Source organism: Rhodanobacter sp. B2A1Ga4 (assembly GCF_018101315.1).
GTDB classification, from domain to species: domain Bacteria; phylum Pseudomonadota; class Gammaproteobacteria; order Xanthomonadales; family Rhodanobacteraceae; genus Rhodanobacter; species Rhodanobacter thiooxydans_A.
This window is the reverse complement of the sequence record NZ_JADBJR010000001.1, coordinates 1,201,436-1,218,595: the sequence shown is the minus strand read 5'-3', so window position 1 is coordinate 1,218,595 and position 17,160 is coordinate 1,201,436. Positions and strand designations below refer to the sequence as shown.

At 68.6% G+C, this 17,160-nt stretch carries 17 protein-coding genes; 13 read left to right on the top strand and 4 right to left on the bottom strand.

Annotated elements, in window-relative coordinates:
- Nucleotides 1–81: 81 nt before the first annotated feature.
- Nucleotides 82–948, bottom strand: coding sequence for a thioredoxin (gene trxA / locus IMW82_RS05720; RefSeq protein WP_211004049.1), 867 nt, complete (start codon nucleotides 946–948; stop codon nucleotides 82–84).
- Between the two features lie 124 nt (nucleotides 949–1,072).
- Between trxA and IMW82_RS05715 the strand changes: the two genes are divergently transcribed.
- The 8 genes from IMW82_RS05715 to nadD all read left to right on the top strand — a co-directional run bounded on the left by IMW82_RS05715 (nucleotide 1,073) and on the right by nadD (nucleotide 9,665).
- Nucleotides 1,073–1,690, top strand: a complete 618-nt coding sequence (locus IMW82_RS05715) for a paraquat-inducible protein A (protein WP_108472465.1) — start codon at nucleotides 1,073–1,075, stop codon at nucleotides 1,688–1,690.
- Nucleotides 1,687–2,340, top strand: coding sequence for a paraquat-inducible protein A (locus tag IMW82_RS05710; protein ID WP_108472466.1), 654 nt, complete (start codon nucleotides 1,687–1,689; stop codon nucleotides 2,338–2,340). Before IMW82_RS05715 ends, IMW82_RS05710 begins: the two co-directional genes overlap by 4 nt.
- Entirely contained in the window at nucleotides 2,333–4,033 is a 1,701-nt protein-coding gene (locus tag IMW82_RS05705) for an MlaD family protein (protein WP_211004048.1), read from the top strand. Before IMW82_RS05710 ends, IMW82_RS05705 begins: the two co-directional genes overlap by 8 nt.
- Entirely contained in the window at nucleotides 4,030–4,656 is a 627-nt protein-coding gene (locus IMW82_RS05700; RefSeq protein ID WP_211004047.1) for a PqiC family protein, read from the top strand. Before IMW82_RS05705 ends, IMW82_RS05700 begins: the two co-directional genes overlap by 4 nt.
- 102 nt (nucleotides 4,657–4,758) lie before the next feature.
- Complete coding sequence (gene leuS / locus IMW82_RS05695; RefSeq protein ID WP_211004046.1) at nucleotides 4,759–7,398, top strand: leucine--tRNA ligase; 2,640 nt, start codon at nucleotides 4,759–4,761, stop codon at nucleotides 7,396–7,398.
- A 5-nt stretch (nucleotides 7,399–7,403) separates the two neighbouring features.
- On the top strand, nucleotides 7,404–7,952 hold the full coding sequence (gene lptE / locus IMW82_RS05690) for an LPS assembly lipoprotein LptE (protein ID WP_211004045.1): 549 nt from the start codon (nucleotides 7,404–7,406) through the stop codon (nucleotides 7,950–7,952).
- The gene (gene holA / locus IMW82_RS05685) at nucleotides 7,952–8,962 is read left to right on the top strand and encodes a DNA polymerase III subunit delta (RefSeq protein ID WP_211004044.1); all 1,011 of its coding nucleotides are present in this window, start codon (nucleotides 7,952–7,954) and stop codon (nucleotides 8,960–8,962) included. Before lptE ends, holA begins: the two co-directional genes overlap by 1 nt.
- A gap of 46 nt (nucleotides 8,963–9,008) precedes the next feature.
- Nucleotides 9,009–9,665 (top strand): nicotinate-nucleotide adenylyltransferase, encoded by a 657-nt coding sequence (gene nadD, locus IMW82_RS05680; RefSeq protein ID WP_108472472.1) that lies wholly within the window; start codon nucleotides 9,009–9,011, stop codon nucleotides 9,663–9,665.
- A gap of 9 nt (nucleotides 9,666–9,674) precedes the next feature.
- Here nadD and IMW82_RS05675 read toward each other — a convergent pair whose 3' ends face one another.
- Together IMW82_RS05675 and IMW82_RS05670 are read right to left on the bottom strand one after the other, a co-directional pair.
- Nucleotides 9,675–11,549, bottom strand: coding sequence for an NERD domain-containing protein/DEAD/DEAH box helicase (locus IMW82_RS05675; protein WP_199909862.1), 1,875 nt, complete (start codon nucleotides 11,547–11,549; stop codon nucleotides 9,675–9,677).
- 76 nt (nucleotides 11,550–11,625) lie between these two features.
- Nucleotides 11,626–12,549 (bottom strand): oxygenase MpaB family protein, encoded by a 924-nt coding sequence (locus IMW82_RS05670; RefSeq protein WP_108472474.1) that lies wholly within the window; start codon nucleotides 12,547–12,549, stop codon nucleotides 11,626–11,628.
- Between the two features lie 235 nt (nucleotides 12,550–12,784).
- On the opposite strand from IMW82_RS05670, the gene IMW82_RS05665 reads away from it, so the two are divergent.
- Nucleotides 12,785–13,870: a 3-deoxy-7-phosphoheptulonate synthase gene (locus tag IMW82_RS05665; RefSeq protein WP_211004043.1), complete on the top strand. Its 1,086-nt coding sequence runs from the start codon at nucleotides 12,785–12,787 to the stop codon at nucleotides 13,868–13,870.
- 1 nt (nucleotide 13,871) lies between these two features.
- Here the strand turns inward: IMW82_RS05665 and IMW82_RS05660 are convergent, their stop codons facing one another.
- The gene (locus IMW82_RS05660) at nucleotides 13,872–14,297 is read right to left on the bottom strand and encodes an OsmC family protein (protein WP_108472476.1); all 426 of its coding nucleotides are present in this window, start codon (nucleotides 14,295–14,297) and stop codon (nucleotides 13,872–13,874) included.
- Between the two features lie 151 nt (nucleotides 14,298–14,448).
- On the opposite strand from IMW82_RS05660, the gene IMW82_RS05655 reads away from it, so the two are divergent.
- The 4 genes from IMW82_RS05655 (at nucleotide 14,449) to rsfS (ending at nucleotide 17,126) form a co-directional block, all read left to right on the top strand.
- Nucleotides 14,449–14,724 carry a GNAT family N-acetyltransferase gene (locus tag IMW82_RS05655; RefSeq protein WP_108472477.1) on the top strand — a complete coding sequence of 92 codons (276 nt, stop codon included), beginning with the start codon at nucleotides 14,449–14,451 and terminating at the stop codon, nucleotides 14,722–14,724.
- Nucleotides 14,725–14,867: 143 nt separating this feature from the next.
- The gene (locus IMW82_RS05650) at nucleotides 14,868–15,473 is read left to right on the top strand and encodes a DUF1345 domain-containing protein (protein ID WP_108472478.1); all 606 of its coding nucleotides are present in this window, start codon (nucleotides 14,868–14,870) and stop codon (nucleotides 15,471–15,473) included.
- Nucleotides 15,474–15,565: 92 nt separating this feature from the next.
- Nucleotides 15,566–16,633, top strand: a complete 1,068-nt coding sequence (locus tag IMW82_RS05645; protein ID WP_108472479.1) for a nitronate monooxygenase family protein — start codon at nucleotides 15,566–15,568, stop codon at nucleotides 16,631–16,633.
- A 106-nt stretch (nucleotides 16,634–16,739) separates the two neighbouring features.
- Nucleotides 16,740–17,126, top strand: a complete 387-nt coding sequence (gene rsfS / locus IMW82_RS05640; RefSeq protein ID WP_108472480.1) for a ribosome silencing factor — start codon at nucleotides 16,740–16,742, stop codon at nucleotides 17,124–17,126.
- Nucleotides 17,127–17,160 lie beyond the last annotated feature (34 nt).

Here is a 17,160-nt window from a genome sequence, read left to right as displayed (position 1 = left end):
TCCGCCGCTTTCGTGTTGCCGGAAAGCCGGGGACTGGCGGGCCGTGCCCGCCCTGTGCCACGTCGCGTTCCAGCGGACGGGTCAGAACAGCAGCGAGGCCATCCGTCGGCGGTAGCGGCCGACCAGTTCGGCGTCGTCCAGCGTGGCGAAGGCGGCGAGCAGGCGTTTCCTGGCCTGGCCGTCGTTCCAGTCGCGGGCTTTTTGCAGGATGACGAGGAATTGTTCCAGGCCCGCTTCGGCGTCGCCTTGCAGCAGCAGATGCACGCCGAGCTGGTCGCGGGCGGCCCAGTCGCTGGCGTCGGCCTGCACGCGCTGCTGCAGTTCGGCGATGCCGGGAGCGTCTTGCAGTGCGTGGGCCAGTTCCAGTTCACTGCGCAGGCGCATGGCGCGCGCGTCGGTGGCGAGGTTGGCTGGCAGCGCGGCCAGCTCGGCCTCGGCGGCGGCGACGTTGCCGGCGCGCATCAGTGCCAGCGCCAGGTCGAGTTTCAGTTCGGGCCGGTTCGGTTCAGTGGCGATCGCCTGCTGCAGGCGGCTGATCGCCAGCTCCGGGGTTTCCGCCACGGCCGCTACTTCGGCGGGTTCGGCGGGCGCTTCCAGCGGCTGCACGTGGCGCGACAGGAATTCACGCAGCTGGCCTTCGGGCAGCGCGCCGGTGAAGCCGTCGAGCACCTGGCCGTCCTTGACCAGCACCACGGTGGGAATGCTGCGGATGCCGAACATGCCGGCCAGCTCCTGCTGCGTGTCCACGTCGACCTTGCCCAGCCGGAACGCGCCGTGGTACTCGGCGGCGAGTTTTTCCAGCATCGGGCCGAGCGTCTTGCACGGCTCGCACCAGGTCGCCCAGAAATCCACCAGCACCGGCGTGGTCAGCGAGGCCTGCAGCACGTCGGCTTCGAAGGTCTGCTGGTCCACGTCGAAGACAGGGGAAACGGCGGCGGCATCGGTCACGGGAAACTCCAGCTCGGCAGGTGCCGGTTCAGATCAGGGTCGCGGCGCAGCATATCAAGCGGCGCGTTCACGATAGATTTGCGAGAATCCGCGGATCGTCACGCCGAAGCAAGGCACCGGCTGCATGCGCATGGGTTCACCTGAAACGCTGTTGATCTGCGAGCAATGCGATACGGTCTATCGCCGGCGCACGCTGGCGCGCGGCGACGTGGCGACGTGCGCGCGCTGCCAGGCGGAGCTGGAGCGCCATCACGCGCTGGGCGTGAACGCGATGCTGGCGCTGATCCTGACCGCGATGATCGTGTTCGTGCAGGCCAACATGTGGCCGATCGTGACGCTGGGCCTGAGCGGCCAGCAGAGCAGCACCACGTTGTGGGGCGTGATCATCGCGATGTGGCAGGAGCAGGCCAAGGTGGTGTCGGTGCTGGTGGCCGCCACGCTGTTCTTCTTTCCGCTGCTGAAGATGCTGCTGCTGGGCTGGCTGCTGTGGTTCGCCCGGGCCGGGCGGCGCGCGCCGGGCTTCGTGCGGCTGATGGTGGCGCTGTACCGGCTTGGACCGTGGACGATGAGCGAGGTGTTCGTGCTCGGTGCGCTGGTGGCGATCGTCAAGGCGCATACCTATTTCGACGTGACGCCGGACCCGGGCATCTACGCCTACGCGGCGCTGACCCTGCTGATCACCATCTTCGCCGGGGTGGACCTGCGCCAGCTGTGGGACGACGTGCCGGAGTCGACCGCGTGAGCGCCCTGCCGCGCGCCGCCGAGTTGGGCCTGATCGCCTGCACGGTGTGCGGGCTGGTGTGCCGCAACGTGCCCGGCGACCCGCAGCTGGACGGCGACGGCGTGGACGACGCGATGGCCTGCCCGCGCTGCGGCAGCACGTTGCGCCGGCGCAAGCCGGACAGCTACCGCCGCACCTGGGCGCTGCTGATCGCCGCGTTCCTCCTGTACATCCCGGCCAACGTGCTGCCGATCATGCGCACCGCCAGCCTCAACGACGTGGACGACAACACCATCATCAGCGGCGTGGTGGAATTGTGGGTGAAGGGCTCGCCGAACCTGGCGGTGATCGTGTTCACCGCCAGCATCGTGGTGCCGGTGCTGAAGTTCCTCGCGCTGGGCACCTTGCTGGTGAGCAGCCAGCAAGGCAGCGGCTGGGCGCGGCCGCAACGTGCAAGACTCTATCGACTGGTCGAGCTGATCGGCTACTGGTCGATGCTGGACGTGTTCGTGGTGGCGTTGCTGACCGCGCTGGTGCGTTTCAGCGTGCTGAGCCTGGTGGAGCCGTTGCCCGGCGTGATCTTCTTCGGCCTGACCGTGGTGCTGACCATGCTGGCCTCGATGAGTTTCGACCCCCGCCTGATCTGGGATGGCAAGGATTCTGATGACTGACGACAAGCCCATCGAACAAGGCCCGCCGGGCGGCGGCGAACTGCCGCGGCCGGTGGTGAAGCGGCGCCGCTTCAATGCCTCGCTGATCTGGCTGATCCCGGCGCTGGCGGCGCTGGTCGGGCTGTCGCTGGTGATCAACAACTGGCTGCAGGCCGGCCCGCAGATCACCATCAGCTTCCAGAGCGCCGAGGGCCTGGACGCCGGCAAGACCCCGGTGAAGTACAAGAACGTGGTGATCGGACGGGTCAACAAGATCCACCTGAGCGGCGACCGCAGCCACGTGCTGGTCAACGTGGCGCTGGAGAAGAGCGCCGAGGGCTTCGCCACCAAAGACACCCGCTTCTGGGTGGTGCGTCCGCGGATCGGGCTGGGCGGCGTGTCCGGCATCGACACCCTGTTGTCGGGCGCCTTCATCGGCGCCGACGTGGGCGATTCGAACGACTACGAGGATGAGTTCAAGGGGCTGGAGCTGCCGCCGGCGGTGAACCACGGAGCGCCGGGGCGCAGCTTCGTCCTGCACAGCGACGACCTCGGCTCGCTCGATATCGGCTCGCCGGTGTACTACCGGCGCATCCAGGTGGGCCGGGTGGCGTCCTACGAACTGGACAAGGACGGCAAGGGCGTGTCGCTGCATGTCTTCATCGACGGCCCGAACGACCGCTTCGTCACCCGCTCCTCGCGCTTCTGGAACGCCAGTGGCGTGGACGTGTCGCTCGGCGCCAACGGGCTGAAGCTCAACACGCAGTCGCTGGCCACCGTGCTGGCCGGCGGCGTGGCGTTCCAGGACCCGCCCGGGCCGCACGACAGCACGCCGGCACCGGAGGACAACGAGTACAAACTGTTCGGCGACCAGACCGCCGCGATGGCGCCGCCGGACGGCACGCCGCACTACATCCGCATGCGCTTCGAGCAGTCGGTGCGCGGGCTGGCAGTGGACGCGCCGGTGGAGTTCCTCGGCATCAACATCGGCAAGGTGGTGTCGGTGCGGCTGGACTACGACGAGCAGAAGCAGCGTTTCCCGGTGCTGGTCGGCGCGGTGGTTTATCCGCAGCGCCTGGGCGCCGCCTACGACAAGCTGGAGGCGCTGGCCAAGGCGCACGGCGAGAATCCCGACCTGTCGCAGATGATCGGGCGCCTGGTCGAGCACGGCCTGCGTGCGCAGGCGCGCACCGGCAACCTGCTCACCGGCCAGTTGTACGTGGCGCTGGACTTCATCCCGAAGACGCCGAAGGTGGCGTTCGACCCGGCCGCGAAACCGCTGACCATCCCGACCGTGACCGGCAGCTTCGACAAGCTGCAGGAGCAGATGGCCGGGATCGTCGACAAGCTCGACAAAGTCCCGTTCGACAGCATCGGGCGCAACCTGGACCAGAGCCTGGCCGGGCTCAGCCGCACGCTGAAGCAGGTCAACGGCCAGACCCTGCCGGCGCTCAACGACACCCTGCACGGCGTACAGCAGACCATGGGCACGGCGAACGAGGCACTGGCCGGCGACTCGCCGTTGCAGCAGAACCTGGGCGCCACGCTGGAACAGCTGCAGCGCATGGCGCGCTCGCTGCGCGTGCTGACCGATTACCTGGGCGGCCATCCGGAGGCGCTGATCCGCGGCCGCCGCCCGGACGCGAAGCCGGCCGACACGAAACCCGTCACCACGCCCACGACGACTCAGCCAGTGCAAGGGAGCAAGCCATGATCCGTAGCGGAAGGCATCTGGTAGGCGTGGCGGCCGGTCTGCTGCTGGCAGCCTGCGCTTCGGCGCCGTTGCACTACTACACGTTGGTGGCACCGGCTGACTCGTCAGCCAGCGGACTGGTGGCGCCGGCATCGACCGCGCCGTCGCTGCCGTTCGAACTGCTGCCGGTCGGCGTGCCGGCGCAGGTCGACCAGCCGCAACTGGTGGTGCGCGAAGGCGGGCAGGGCGTGGCCCTGCTTGGCAGCGAACGCTGGATCGCCCCACTCGGCGACGAGCTGCGCAGCGCGCTGTCGGCCGACCTGGCGCGCGAGCTGGGAAGCCAGGACGTCAGCGGCCTGCCTGGCAACGGCAAGCCGTTGCTGCGGATCAAGCTGGACCTGCGCCGGTTCGATTCCGCGCCCGGCAGCTACGCCTTGATCGAGGCGGCCTGGAGCGTGCGCCTGCTGCATGGCGCCCAGCCCGCCACGCTGGCCTGCACCAGCCGGGTCAGCGAAACGGTGGGGCCGGGTTATCCCGCCCTGGTGCAGGGCCACCAGCGTGCGATCGCCCGGCTGGCGGCACAGATCGCCACCGCGGCGCGCGCGCTGGGCGCTGGCCAGGCGCCGGCCTGCCCGTCGGGCTGACGGTTGCAGGCTTGGCGCCCGGCCTGCGCTGGGCTAGTCTGATCAGTTCACTGCAGCCGGCTTGGGCCAGCTCGCACCAACCGCAACAACGGCACCGGAATCATGCAGGACATTCAAGCCCCGACCTCCCCCGAACAGGATGACGCTGCCTATCGCCCGCAGGCCGTGGAAGCCGCCGCGCAGCAGTACTGGAACGCGCAGCGCGCCTATGAGGTGAAAGAGGACGCCGCGCGGCCGAAGTTCTATTGCCTGTCGATGCTGCCGTACCCGTCCGGCGCGCTGCACATGGGCCACGTGCGCAACTACACCATCGGCGACGTGATCAGCCGCTATCAGCGCATGAACGGCAAGAACGTGCTGCAGCCGATGGGCTGGGACGCGTTCGGCCTGCCGGCGGAGAACGCCGCGATCAAGAACCACACCGCGCCGGCGAAGTGGACCTACGCGAACATCGAGCACATGCGCAGCCAGCTGAAGTCGCTCGGCTACGCGATCGACTGGAGCCGCGAGTTCGCCACCTGCCGGCCGGACTACTACCGCTGGGAACAGCTGATGTTCACCCGGCTGCTGAAGAAGGGCCTGGCCTACCGCAAGAACGCGGTGGTGAACTGGGACCCGGTCGACCAGACCGTGCTGGCCAACGAGCAGGTCGTCGACGGCCGCGGCTGGCGTTCCGGTGCGGTGGTGGAGAAACGCGAGATCCCGCAGTGGTTCCTGAAGATCACCGACTACGCGCAGGAGCTGCTCGACGGGCTGGACACGCTGCCGGGCTGGCCCGACGCGGTGAAGACCATGCAGCGCAACTGGCTGGGCCGCAGCGAGGGCCTGGACATCCACTTCGCGGTGGAAGGCGAGGCTGAGCCGCTGACCGTGTTCACCACGCGCCCCGACACCTTGATGGGCGTCACCTTCGTCTCCATCGCCGGCGAGCATCAGCTGGCGCACAAGGCGGCGCAGGGTAACCCGCAACTGGCGGCGTTCCTCGACGAGCTGAAGCATGGCGGCGTCTCCGAGGCCGAGCTCGAGACCCAGGACAAGCGCGGCATGGCCACCGGCCTGTACGCGATCCACCCGGTCAGCGGCGACAAGGTGCCGGTGTGGGTGGCCAACTTCGTACTGATGGGCTACGGCACCGGCGCGGTGATGGCGGTGCCTGGCCATGACGAGCGCGATTTCGAGTTCGCGCACAAGTACGACCTGCCGATCAAACAGGTGATCGCCGCCGGCGACGAGAGTTACGACGCGGCCACCTGGCAGGATTGGTATTCGGACAAGACCCGTGCCGACATGCGCGTGGTGAACTCCGGCGCGATGGACGGCAAGGGCTACCGCGCCGCCTTCGACTACATCGCCGGCTTGCTCGAGGCGGCCGGTAACGGCCAGCGCCGCGTGAACTGGCGCCTGCGTGACTGGGGCGTCAGCCGCCAGCGCTACTGGGGTTGCCCGATCCCGGTGATCTACTGCCCGAAGTGCGAGGCGGTGCCGGTGCCGGAAGACCAGCTGCCGGTGGTGCTGCCCGAGGACGTGGCGTTCAGCGGCGTGCAGTCGCCGATCAAGGCCGACCCCGAGTGGCGCAAGACCACCTGCCCGCAGTGCGGCGGCCCGGCCGAGCGCGAGACCGACACCTTCGACACCTTCATGGAGTCGAGCTGGTACTACGCGCGCTACACCAGCCCCGGTGCAAACGTGCAGATCGACGAACGCGCGAACTACTGGCTGCCGGTCGATCAGTACATCGGCGGCATCGAACACGCGATCATGCACCTGCTGTATTTCCGCTTCTATCACAAGCTGCTGCGCGACGCGGGCATGGTGCATTCGGACGAGCCGGCGCGAAACCTGCTGTGCCAGGGCATGGTGATCGCCGAGACGTTCTACCGCGACAATGCCGACGGTTCGAAGGACTGGATCAACCCGGCCAGCGTGGAGATCCGGCGCGACGACAAGGCGCGCGTGATCGGCGCGCTGCTCAAGGCCGACGGCCAGCCGGTGAAGATCGGCGGCACCGAGAAGATGTCGAAGTCGAAGAACAACGGCATCGACCCGCAGACCATGGTGGACAAGTACGGCGCCGACACCGTGCGGCTGTTCTCGATGTTCGCCGCGCCGCCGGAGCAGTCGCTGGAATGGAGCGAGGCCGGCGTCGAGGGCATGGCGCGCTTCCTCAAGCGGCTGTGGCGAGAGGTGACCACGCACGCGGCGGGACCCGACCATCCGGTCACCGATCCCACCACGCTGGACGCGGGCCAGAAGGCCCTGCGCCGCCAGCTGCACGAAACGATCCAGAAGGTCAGCGATGATTTCGGCCGGCGCCACGCGTTCAACACCGCAATCGCCGCGCTGATGGAACTGCTGAACGCGCTGGGCAAGTTCAACGACCCGAGCGAGTCGGGCCGCGCCGTGCGCCACGAGGCGCTGGAGGCGATGGTGCTGCTGCTCAACCCGGTGGTGCCGCACGTCAGCCACGCCCTGTGGCAGGTACTCGGCCATGCCGAGAGCGTGCTGGAAGACCAGTCGTGGCCGCAGGTGGATCAATCCGCGCTGGTACGCGACACGCTGACCCTGGCGGTGCAGATCAACGGCAAGTTGCGCGCTACCATCGAGGTTGCCGCCAACGCCTCGAAGGAAGCGACCGAGGCGCTGGCGCTGGCCCAGCCGCAGGTGGCGCACTTCCTGGAAGGCATGACGGTGCGCAAGGTCATCGTGGTACCCGGCAAGATCGTCAACATCGTCGCAGGATGAAATCCATGAGCTTCTTGAAAGCGCGCCGCCTGTTCCAAGCCTCGCTGCTGCTGGCCACGGCGCTTGCACTAAGCGCCTGCGGTTTCCACCTGCGCGAGAACGCGACCCTGCCGCCCGAGATGCAGCGGGTGCACCTCACCGTCAATGGCGGCAGCGAGTTCGAGCGCCATCTGGCCCGTGCGCTGCAGACCTCCGGCGTCACCGTCGAGGACGACAGCGGTCCGGGCATCGCCGAGCTGCGCGTGCCGGTGGCGGCCTTCAGCACCGAGACGCTGAGCGCCGGCGGCTACGTGCGCATCACCGAGTATGCGGTGCGCTACCAGGTGCAGTTCGACGTGCTCGATCCCGCCGGGCAGGTGCTGGTGCCGCACCAGCGCATCGACATGTCGCGCGAGTACAGCTACGACGCGACCAACACGGTCGGCAACGCCTCACAGGTGGAGGAGATCCAGCGCAGCCTCAACGACGACATGGTGCAGGCGATCCTGTTCCGCCTGCAGGCCGCCGGCAAACATGAGCTGGCGGCACCGGCAAGCGCTGCCAGCACGCACTGATGCCGCTCAATCCCGGCCAATGGCAGAAGGCGCTGGCGGCGGACAGCCTGCAGCCGGTCTACTTGCTGGCCGGCGAGCAACTGCTGGTGCTGGAAGCTGCCGATGCGCTGCGCGCGCGGGCGCGCAAGCTGGGCTACAGCGAGCGTGAAGTGCTCGAGGTCGGCCAGCATTTCGACTGGAACGACCTGGCCCGTGCGGCGGCCGGCATGTCGCTGTTCGCCACCCGCCGGCTGATCGACCTGCGCCTGCCCACCGGCCGCCCCGGCATCGACGGCGCCAAGGCGATCGGCGCGTTCTGCGCTGATCCGCCGCCGGACGTCACCTTGCTGGTCACCGCGATGGAGTGGAGCAACAAGCACGACGGCGCCTGGAGCAGGAAGCTGGACGCCAGCGGCACCATGGTGGTGTTCAACTCGCCGCGGCCGGATCAGTGGGGCGCATGGCTCGGCGCACGGCTCGCCTCGCGTGGCCTGTCCGCCACGCCCGATGCGGTGGCGCTGCTGGCCGAGCGCGTGGAAGGCAACCTGCTGGCCGCGGCGCAGGAGGTCGACAAGCTCGTCGTGCTGCACGGTGAGGGCCGCATCGACGCCACCGAGATGGAGAACCTGGTCGCCGACAGCGCGCGCTACGACGTGTTCAAGCTCACCGATGCCGCCTTTGCCGGCGACGGCGCGCGTGCGCTGCGCGTCCTCGCCGGGCTGCGTTCCGAGGGCGACGAACTGCTGGCGCTGATGGGCTGGCTGGTCAATCAATTGCAGCTGGCGCTGCGCCTGGCCAATGCGCCGGATTTTACCGCGCAGGCCAAGGCCGAGCACCTGTGGGACAGCCGCGCGCAGCAGTTCCGCCAGGCGCTGCGCCGCGCGCCGCGCGAGCACTGGCTGCAATGCCTGGCCCGCGCCGCGCGCATCGACCGCATGGTCAAGGGCCGCGAGCAGGGCAACCCGTGGCAGGAAGCCGAACGGCTGATCGCCGCCATCGCCGAACCACGCGCCGCCCGCGCGCTCGCCTGATTGCGCCCTCCCCTGCGTGCAGGGGAGGGCTGGGGAGGGGTAGCTCTTGCCACACACTGCAAACAAACCACTGGCACTGTTCGGCGGCACCTTCGACCCGGTGCACCTGGGCCACCTCAGCGTGGCGTGGGAAGCGGCCGAACTGCTCGACGCCGAGGTGCGCCTGCTGCCGGCCAGCGTGCCGCCGCACCGTGCGCCGCCGATCGCATCGGCGGCGCAGCGGGTGGCGATCCTGCGTGCCGCGCTGCAGGGCCAGTCGCGGCTCACGCTCGACACGCGCGAACTGGATCGCGCCGGCCCGTCGTACACCATCGACACCCTATACGAGCTGCGCGCGGAGCAGGGCGGGCGCCCGCTGGTGCTGCTGCTCGGCGCCGATGCATTCGCCGGCCTCGCCAGCTGGCATCGCTGGCGCGAGCTGTTCGAGGCGGCGCACATCGGCGTGCTGAGCCGACCCGGGGTTGCCGCCAGCTTGCCGGATGAGCTGGAGCGCGAAGTGGCCGGCCGCCGCATCGCCGACGCCGCGGAGCTGCGTGCATGGCCCGCCGGCAAGGTGATCGAGCTGGCGGTGACGCCGCTGGAAATCTCCGCCACCCGCATCCGTGAGCTGCTCGCCACCGGCCGCGACCCGCGCTACCTGCTGCCGGCGGGGTTGTTCGACGATCCGGCGCTGCTGGCGCCGTACCGGAACCCGGCCGCGTAGAAACCGCGCTCAGCCGCCGGCCAGCTGCGCGGAGACCTCGTTGATCGAATCGCGGATGCGCTTGGAGAACACCGAGTCGAGGTGATGGATCAGCAGCAGGTGTTCGGTGGCGCGGGTCATCGCCACGTAGAGCAGGCGCGCTTCGTCGGACTCGTTCTGGCCTTCCTTGGGCATGCCACCGATGCCGGGGATGATCACGAACGGGAATTCCAGCCCCTTGCTGGAGTGCATGGTGACCAGCTTGACGCTGTCCTCGACCACGAACAGGGTGTGCTTGCCGGTGTTGTCGGCGAGCCGGCTGGGGATGTCCAACTGCTTGAGTACCTCGTGCAGCTTTTCGCCTTCCCACTGGTTGCGGTAGATCACCGCCATCGCGGAATACGGACGGCCATGCGCGTGCTCGTCGCGCAGCCGTGCAATCAGCACGTCCATCTGCGCGCGCGCGGTGTCGGTGCGCACCAGCTCGGGCACGGCGCCGCGGCGGCCGGCGCTTTCCGGCGCGATCAGCGGCACGCCGTCGCCGTCGGCCTCGTCGAGGCGCGAGGCGAGCAGGTCCTGCGCGAAGGTGCGTGCGACCGAGAGGATTTCCAGCGTGTTGCGGTAGTTGAGCTTGAGGATGGTGGTGCGGCCCTGCGCCTGTACGCCGAGGCTCTTCCAGCTGATCTTGCGGCGGTTCGGGTTGCCGTAGATGTTCTGCGCGTCGTCGTACAGCACCAGCAGCGAATTGGTTTCCGGATCGATCATCTGCACGATCAGCTTGTACCAGTCCGGCTCGAAGTCGTGGCCTTCGTCGACCAGCACCGCGCCGTACTGGGCGCGCGGAATCTGGCCGCGGTCCACGCCGGCGATCACTGCCGGCGGCAGCGCGTCGGCAAAAGCCTTGCCGCTGCCGGGCGGCAGCGGCTCGTGGTACGCCACCAGCATCTTGCGGCACCACTTGTGGAAGTTGTAGACCTGCACTTTCTCGCCCAGGCCGCGTTCGCCGATGAGTTGCTCCAGCCGCGCGGCCAGCGTCTTGTTGTAGCAGAGCACCAGAATGGGTTTTCCCAGTTCACGTGCCAGCTGCATCGCGCGGAAGCCGAGGATCATCGTCTTGCCGGAGCCGGCGACGCCGTGGATGATCCGGTGCTCATCGCCGATCGAGCGCGCCAGCTGTTCCTGCTGCGAGTCCATCACCTTGACCAGGTCGGGAATCTCCAGCGGCCGCACCGCGGCGTCGCTGGGGCCGAACAGGCCGAATTGGCCGCTGCCGGCCTCGACCCGCAACTCGGGGAACAGGTGCCAGCGCACGCGGTCGATCTGCGGCAAGGTCAGCGCCACCGGAAACACCTGCGGGAACATCGCCCATAGCCGCTCCTGGAATGCTTCGGCGTCGACCGTCTCGTACAGCTCGTCGCGGCAGATCACCAGGTGCTCGGGCAGCACTTCACCCAGCGCGCCTTCGTCGAATTGCTTGCGCGTGATGTTGGCCAGCACCACGCCCCACGCCCACGGCATGATCAGTTTGCCGGCGTGGCGGGAGCCTTCCGGATGACGCAGTGCCGGATCGCGCTCCAGCACCACGCCGATCTCCAGCGCATACGCGCGCGCCTGCAGCAGCGGGCTGTTCTCCTTCACCAGGCCGCGCTCGGTGACCAGGGTGAACTGGGTACTGTCGGCGTGGCGGATGGTGTCGGCCTTCCAGTCCTTCACCTCCAGCACCAGCAGGCCGCGGCGCGGGTGGAACACCACGAAATCCGGATGGCGCTGCTTCAGCCCGACCGGCACGTCGTACCACAGCAGGTAGTCGTCTTCGAGCTTCTGTTCCAGCCGTTCGGAGACGCGTTTCTCGCCGCCGGTCATGCGCGGCAGGCAGCTGTTGCGGGTTGGGATGAGTGTTGCCACAGGCGCCCCCGGCTGACGTTACCGGGTGACGTTAGCCGATAGGGGGACGCTGTCAATGCTGGTTGACGGGGCGGAGCTACGCCCAGCGCGACAACTGCTCCGGCGCCACGTCCATGCGCCGGCAGGCACGGCTGGCGATGCCGTCCTTCAGGGCGACACGGAATACCGGCGCGATCGACCACAGCGCGTGCGCTGCCAGCCGCGCCTGGCGCCGTTGCCATGGCGTGTGGCCCAGCATCGCCACGGCCCAGTCCGGCAGCAGGGCGTGGCCGGCGAACAGGAACAGGTCGCGCGACAGCCCGGCCGCCGGCACCGGCAGGCGCACCTGCGCCAGCAAGCCGAGCACCACGCGCGAGCGTTCGGTGTACGCCAGTTCGGGCTGGATGCGCCGGAAGTAGTCGGCGACTTCGCATTCGGACGCGGGCACGTCGCGTGCCCCCAGCGCTTCGGCAATCCGCCGCACTTCGCCGTAGTAGCGGTCGGCCGCCCCGGGCGGCAGCGCGATGTGGCTGTAGCGGCGGTAGCCGTGCAGGAAGCAGTACGCCTCGCTGACGTGGACCCAGGTCAGCAGGTCGGGATCATTGGCGCTGTACGGGCGCCCGTCCTCGCCGTGGCCGGTGATGTGGTCATGGATCTGCCGCACGTGCGCGATCAGCGCCTCGGCCTGGGCGCGCGGCGCATAGGTGGTGCCGCCCACGAAGGCGGTGGTGCGGCGCAGCCGGCCGAGAAGGTCGCCGCGGAAGTTGGAGTGGTTCCACACCCCGGCCAGTGCCAGCGGGTGCAGCGTCTGCAGGGTCAGCGCGGCGAGGCCGCCGGCCAGCATGCCGGGGAAGTCCGAATGCACGCGCCAGGTCGCGCTGTGCGGCCCGAACAGGCCGGGATCGCCGTGCGGATGGTCGTAGTCGAGGCCGCCGGTATCAGGGCGCGGAAAGGCCTTGAGCACCCAGCGGCGGACCGGTTCGCGGGCGGGACGGGTCAGCAGGTCGAGGGGCGAAGGCATGCCGCCAGTCTAGCGTTTCGTTGGTCGAGAGTTTGATTTGGACGTCCATTGTGTTATCAATGGCGTCATGTATTCCGCCACCGCCCGCCTGTATTTCTGGTTTTACGGCTACCCGAAGCCAACGGCGGCGGCGCGGACGCGATCGTTTTGAACTGATCGAAAGAACCACACCGAACCGCCACCCCAGGGCGGTTTTTTTATGGCCGCCACCTGAAAATCCTCCAGGAGAGCCGCCATGCACGCCACCGACGACCTGCGCATCTGCGCCATCACCCGCCTCGGCACACCGGCCGAGGTCATGCGCGACTGCGCCGTCACCGACGCGGCGATGGCCACGGTCGATGCCTCGCGACGGGCGCTGCACGGCATCCTCGCCGGCAACGACGACCGTCTCGCGGTGGTGATCGGGCCGTGCTCGATCCACGACACCCGCGCCGCGCTGGAATACGCCGGCCGGCTGGCGCCGTTGCGCCGCGAGCTGGGCGACGCGCTGGAGATCGTGATGCGGGTGTACTTCGAGAAGCCGCGTACCACGGTGGGCTGGAAGGGGCTGATCAACGATCCCGACCTGGACGGCAGCTTCCAGATCGACAAGGGCCTGCGCATCGCCCGCGGCCTGCTGCGCGACATCAACGCATTGGGCGTGCCGGCCGGTTGCGAGTTCCTCGACATGATCACGCCGCAGTACATCGCCGACCTGGTGGCGTGGGGCGCGATCGGTGCGCGCACCACCGAAAGCCAGGTGCATCGCGAGCTGGCTTCGGGGCTGTCCTGCCCGGTCGGTTTCAAGAACGGCACCGACGGCAACGTGAAGATCGCGGTGGATGCGGTGCAGGCCGCGTCGCAGCCGCACCATTTCATGGCGGTGACCAAGGACGGCCAGGCCGCCATCGCCGCCACCAGCGGCAACGGTGACTGCCATGTGATCCTGCGCGGCGGCAAGCTGCCGAACTACGACGCGACCAGCGTCGACGCCGCCTGCGCCGCGATCGGCAAGGCCGGCCTGGCCGATCGGGTGATGATCGACGTCAGCCACGCCAACAGCGGCAAGAACCCGGAGAACCAGCCGCGGGTGGTCGAGGATATCGCCGCGCGGATCGCCGCCGGCGAGCGGCGCATCCTCGGCGTGATGGTGGAAAGCCACCTGCTCGGCGGCCGCCAGGAGCTGCAGCCCGGCCAGCCGCTGCGCTACGGCCAGAGCATCACCGACGGCTGCATCGACTGGGACAGCTCGGTGCAGGTGCTGCGGCGGCTGGCGCAGGCGGTGCAACAGCGGCGCCAGGCCGCTGCAACCATGCGCCGCACGGAGGTTGCTGCCTGAGTCAGCTTTCCAGCCGGGCGTCCAGCGTGATCGTGGCCTTCAGCACCTTGGACACCGGGCAGCCCAGCTTGGTCGCCTGCGCGATGTTGTCGAACGTAGCCGCGTCGATGCGCGGAACCCTGGCCCGGCAAGTCAGTGCGACCGCCGTGATGCTGAAACCGTCACCGTCCTTGAGCAGGGTCACCGTCGCGCTGGTATCGATGCCGTCGGCGGTGAAGCCGGCGTTGCCCAGCCCCAGCGACAGCGCCATCGAGTAGCAGCCGGCGTGCGCTGCCGCGATCAGTTCCTCCGGACTGGTGCCCGGGCCGTTCTCGAAGCGCGACTTGAAGCCGTACGGCGCCTCGCGCAGCACGCCGGTGTCGGTCGACATCGTGCCCCGGCCCTCCGTGATGCTGCCGGACCAATGCGCGGATGCGGATTTCTTCATGGGCTTCTCCCGATGGACAGCGACGGACAGGCGGTCACTATGCCGGGGCGTTCATGCAGGTGGCGCGAATGGATCGGATGCCGGGCTTCACGCGGGGTTGCCTTGCGCAGACCGTATGCTTGCAGTTTGCCTTCAACGTTCCGGAGTTCGCATGTCCTTGGTCATCGAGCATGATCGCGCGGCACATCGCTTCGAGACGCAGGTGGACGGCGTTCGCTGCAATCTTGACTACACCCTGGTGTCCGGCGTGATGACGATCACCCACACCGGGGTGCCGGCGGCCGTCGGCGGACGCGGTATCGCAGCGGCGCTGGTGCAGGCCGCGTTCACCGCGGCACGTGGCGAAGGCTGGAAGGTGGCGTCGGCCTGTTCGTATGCCAGCGTGTGGATACAGCGACACCCGGAGCAACGCGATCTGCTTGCCTGAAACTCCCGCTATGATCGCGGCGTTGCCGACGCCGATGGCCGCGTCGCAGGGAGGCTGGTGTGAGTAGCGACGAAGCAGGTGTGACGACCCAATCGAAGAAGCGCCGCTGGCGGCCGTTCCACTATGTGAGAGCACGCCCGCGGATGGTCGTCTCGCTGCTCATCTTCCTGGTGACCAGTGCGCTACTGGTGACCATGAAATTGCGGCTGGCCACGGCGATCCTGCTGGCATTCGACCTTGCCGCGGTGGTGTTCCTGAGCATCCTGGCGCGCCTGTTCAACAAGGCCTCGACCACCCACATGCGCAGCCAGGCGAAAGCGCAGGATACCGGGCGCTGGGGCATCCTGTGGAGCGGCATCGTGCTGTCGACCGTGGTGCTGGTGGCGCTGGGCAGCGAACTGCATGCAGCGAAGGTCGGCGGCGTGCTGGCTCTGGCGGTGGGTGCAACCAGCGTGGTGCTGAGCTGGCTGTTCCTCAACACCATGTTCGCGATGCACTACGCGCACGGTTTCTACGGCGACTTCGGCGACAAGCACACCGGGCTGGAGTTCCCCGGTACCGAACAGCCGGACTACTGGGACTTCGTCTATTTCGCGATCGTGATCGGCATGTGCTTCCAGGTGTCCGACGTGCAGATCACCAGCCGCTATCTGCGTCGTGTGGTGCTGCTGCACAGCGTGATCGCGTTCTTCTTCAACGTGTTCATCATCGCGATCACGGTGAACATCGTGGCCGGGCAGGGCGGCTGAACCACGCCGGGTAACCGCCGGCTGGCCGGCGGCTTTTGCCGCGTGCCACGGAGGTGGATACTTGGCCCGTTTCCGCTGCGGGTCGCCATGCCATGGACACGTCGTTCACCAGAGGGCTCGGCATCGAGCATCCGCTGATCCAGGCCCCGATGTCCGGTTCGACGCCGCCGGCATTGGTGGCGGCCGTGTCGAACGCGGGTGCCCTGGGCGCACTCGGCGCCGGTTACCTGGAGCCGCAGGCGATCCTCGACCAGGCAGCGCAGATCCGCGCGCTCGGCGATCGGCCGTATGCGATCGGCCTGTTCGTGCTGCCGGACGAATTCGCAGCCGACATGGCGGCGGTGGCGAAGGCGCGCGAGCAGCTCGACGCGCTGATGGCGCGCGAAGGCCTCGCCGTGCGCACCAGCCTGCCGTCGCGCTGGGCGCCGCGCTTCTCCGATCAGTTCGCCGCGCTGTGCGAGGCGCGCCCGGCGGTGGCGATCTTCGCGTTCGGGGTGATCAGCCCGGCGCAACTGCACGAGCTGCGCCGACGCGACATCCATGTGATCGGCACCGCCACCACGGTGGCCGAGGCGCGCGCCTGGGCCGAGGCCGGTGCCGATGCGGTGTCCATGCAGGGCGCCGAGGCCGGCGGCCATCGCGGCAGTTTCCTGCACGAGGCCGAGGACGCGATGATCGGCCTGTTCGCGCTGCTGCCGCTGGCCGCACGCGCGGTCGACATTCCGGTGATCGCCGCCGGCGGCATCATGGACGGTCGCGGCATGCTGGCGGCGGAAGTGCTCGGCGCGGCGGCCAGCCAGCTCGGCACCGCCTTCCTCACCTGCCCGGAGTGCTCGGCCGCCGAGGCATGGAAGCGGGACCTGCCACGGGTCGAGGAACACCAGGTAACCACCATCCGCGGCTTCTCCGGGCGCGCCGCCCGCGGCCTGCGCAACCGCTTCGTCGAGGCGATGCCCGAGGCGGCGCAGGGCCTGCCGTATCCGGTGCTGAATGCACTGACCGCACCGTTGCGGCGCGCCGCCGCCGAAGCCGGCCGCGGCGACCTGCTGTCCGAATGGTGCGGCCAGGCCGCCGCGCTGGTGCGCCCGCAGCCGGCCGCCGAGCTGGTGGCGCGGCTGATGCACGAATACCGGCTGGCCAGGCGCACGCTGGCGCATTGAACGACCGCGCCGGGGCCGCCTGGCGTCTTGACGTGCCGTTGCGCTGGGGCGGTTATACTGCGCCCGCGCCATTTTGCGCTGCGATCCCGCATCGAGGCCCGCCCTCTTGAGCACAGCCCGTAGCAACAAGGCCGTCACCACGGCCACCCTGCGCAAGTCGGTCATCGACGCGCTCGAAGAACTGAAGGCCAAGGACGTGCGCGAGATCGACGTCCGCGGCAAGACCTCCATCGCCGACCTGCTGGTGATCGCCTCCGGCACCTCGGCCCGCCACGTCAAATCCATTGCCGACGAAGTGGGCAAGTTCGCCAAGAAGGCGGGCGTGATGCCGCTGGGCGTGGAAGGCGAGACCGAAGGCGAGTGGGTGCTGGTCGACCTGGGCGACGTGATCGTCCACGTGATGCTGCCGCGCATTCGCGAGTTCTATGGCCTGGAGCGGCTGTGGACGGTGGGTGACCACGGGCAGGAAATCGACGCTGCGCAAGCTGGCTGAGCTTCTTGTACCAGCGATATCGCAAGCGTGGCCC

What these genes read in the sequence shown, in the direction of transcription:
- IMW82_RS05715 (WP_108472465.1), top strand. Translation starts at nt 1,073, where the DNA reads ATGCGCATGGGTTCACCTGAAACGCTGTTGATCTGCGAGCAATGCGAT.
- IMW82_RS05705 (WP_211004048.1), top strand. Translation starts at nt 2,333, where the DNA reads ATGACTGACGACAAGCCCATCGAACAAGGCCCGCCGGGCGGCGGCGAA.
- IMW82_RS05700 (WP_211004047.1), top strand. Translation starts at nt 4,030, where the DNA reads ATGATCCGTAGCGGAAGGCATCTGGTAGGCGTGGCGGCCGGTCTGCTG.
- leuS (WP_211004046.1), top strand. Translation starts at nt 4,759, where the DNA reads ATGCAGGACATTCAAGCCCCGACCTCCCCCGAACAGGATGACGCTGCC.
- lptE (WP_211004045.1), top strand. Translation starts at nt 7,404, where the DNA reads ATGAGCTTCTTGAAAGCGCGCCGCCTGTTCCAAGCCTCGCTGCTGCTG.
- holA (WP_211004044.1), top strand. Translation starts at nt 7,952, where the DNA reads ATGCCGCTCAATCCCGGCCAATGGCAGAAGGCGCTGGCGGCGGACAGC.
- IMW82_RS05670 (WP_108472474.1), bottom strand. Translation starts at nt 12,549, where the DNA reads ATGCCTTCGCCCCTCGACCTGCTGACCCGTCCCGCCCGCGAACCGGTC.
- IMW82_RS05665 (WP_211004043.1), top strand. Translation starts at nt 12,785, where the DNA reads ATGCACGCCACCGACGACCTGCGCATCTGCGCCATCACCCGCCTCGGC.
- IMW82_RS05660 (WP_108472476.1), bottom strand. Translation starts at nt 14,297, where the DNA reads ATGAAGAAATCCGCATCCGCGCATTGGTCCGGCAGCATCACGGAGGGC.
- IMW82_RS05655 (WP_108472477.1), top strand. Translation starts at nt 14,449, where the DNA reads ATGTCCTTGGTCATCGAGCATGATCGCGCGGCACATCGCTTCGAGACG.
- IMW82_RS05650 (WP_108472478.1), top strand. Translation starts at nt 14,868, where the DNA reads ATGGTCGTCTCGCTGCTCATCTTCCTGGTGACCAGTGCGCTACTGGTG.
- IMW82_RS05645 (WP_108472479.1), top strand. Translation starts at nt 15,566, where the DNA reads ATGGACACGTCGTTCACCAGAGGGCTCGGCATCGAGCATCCGCTGATC.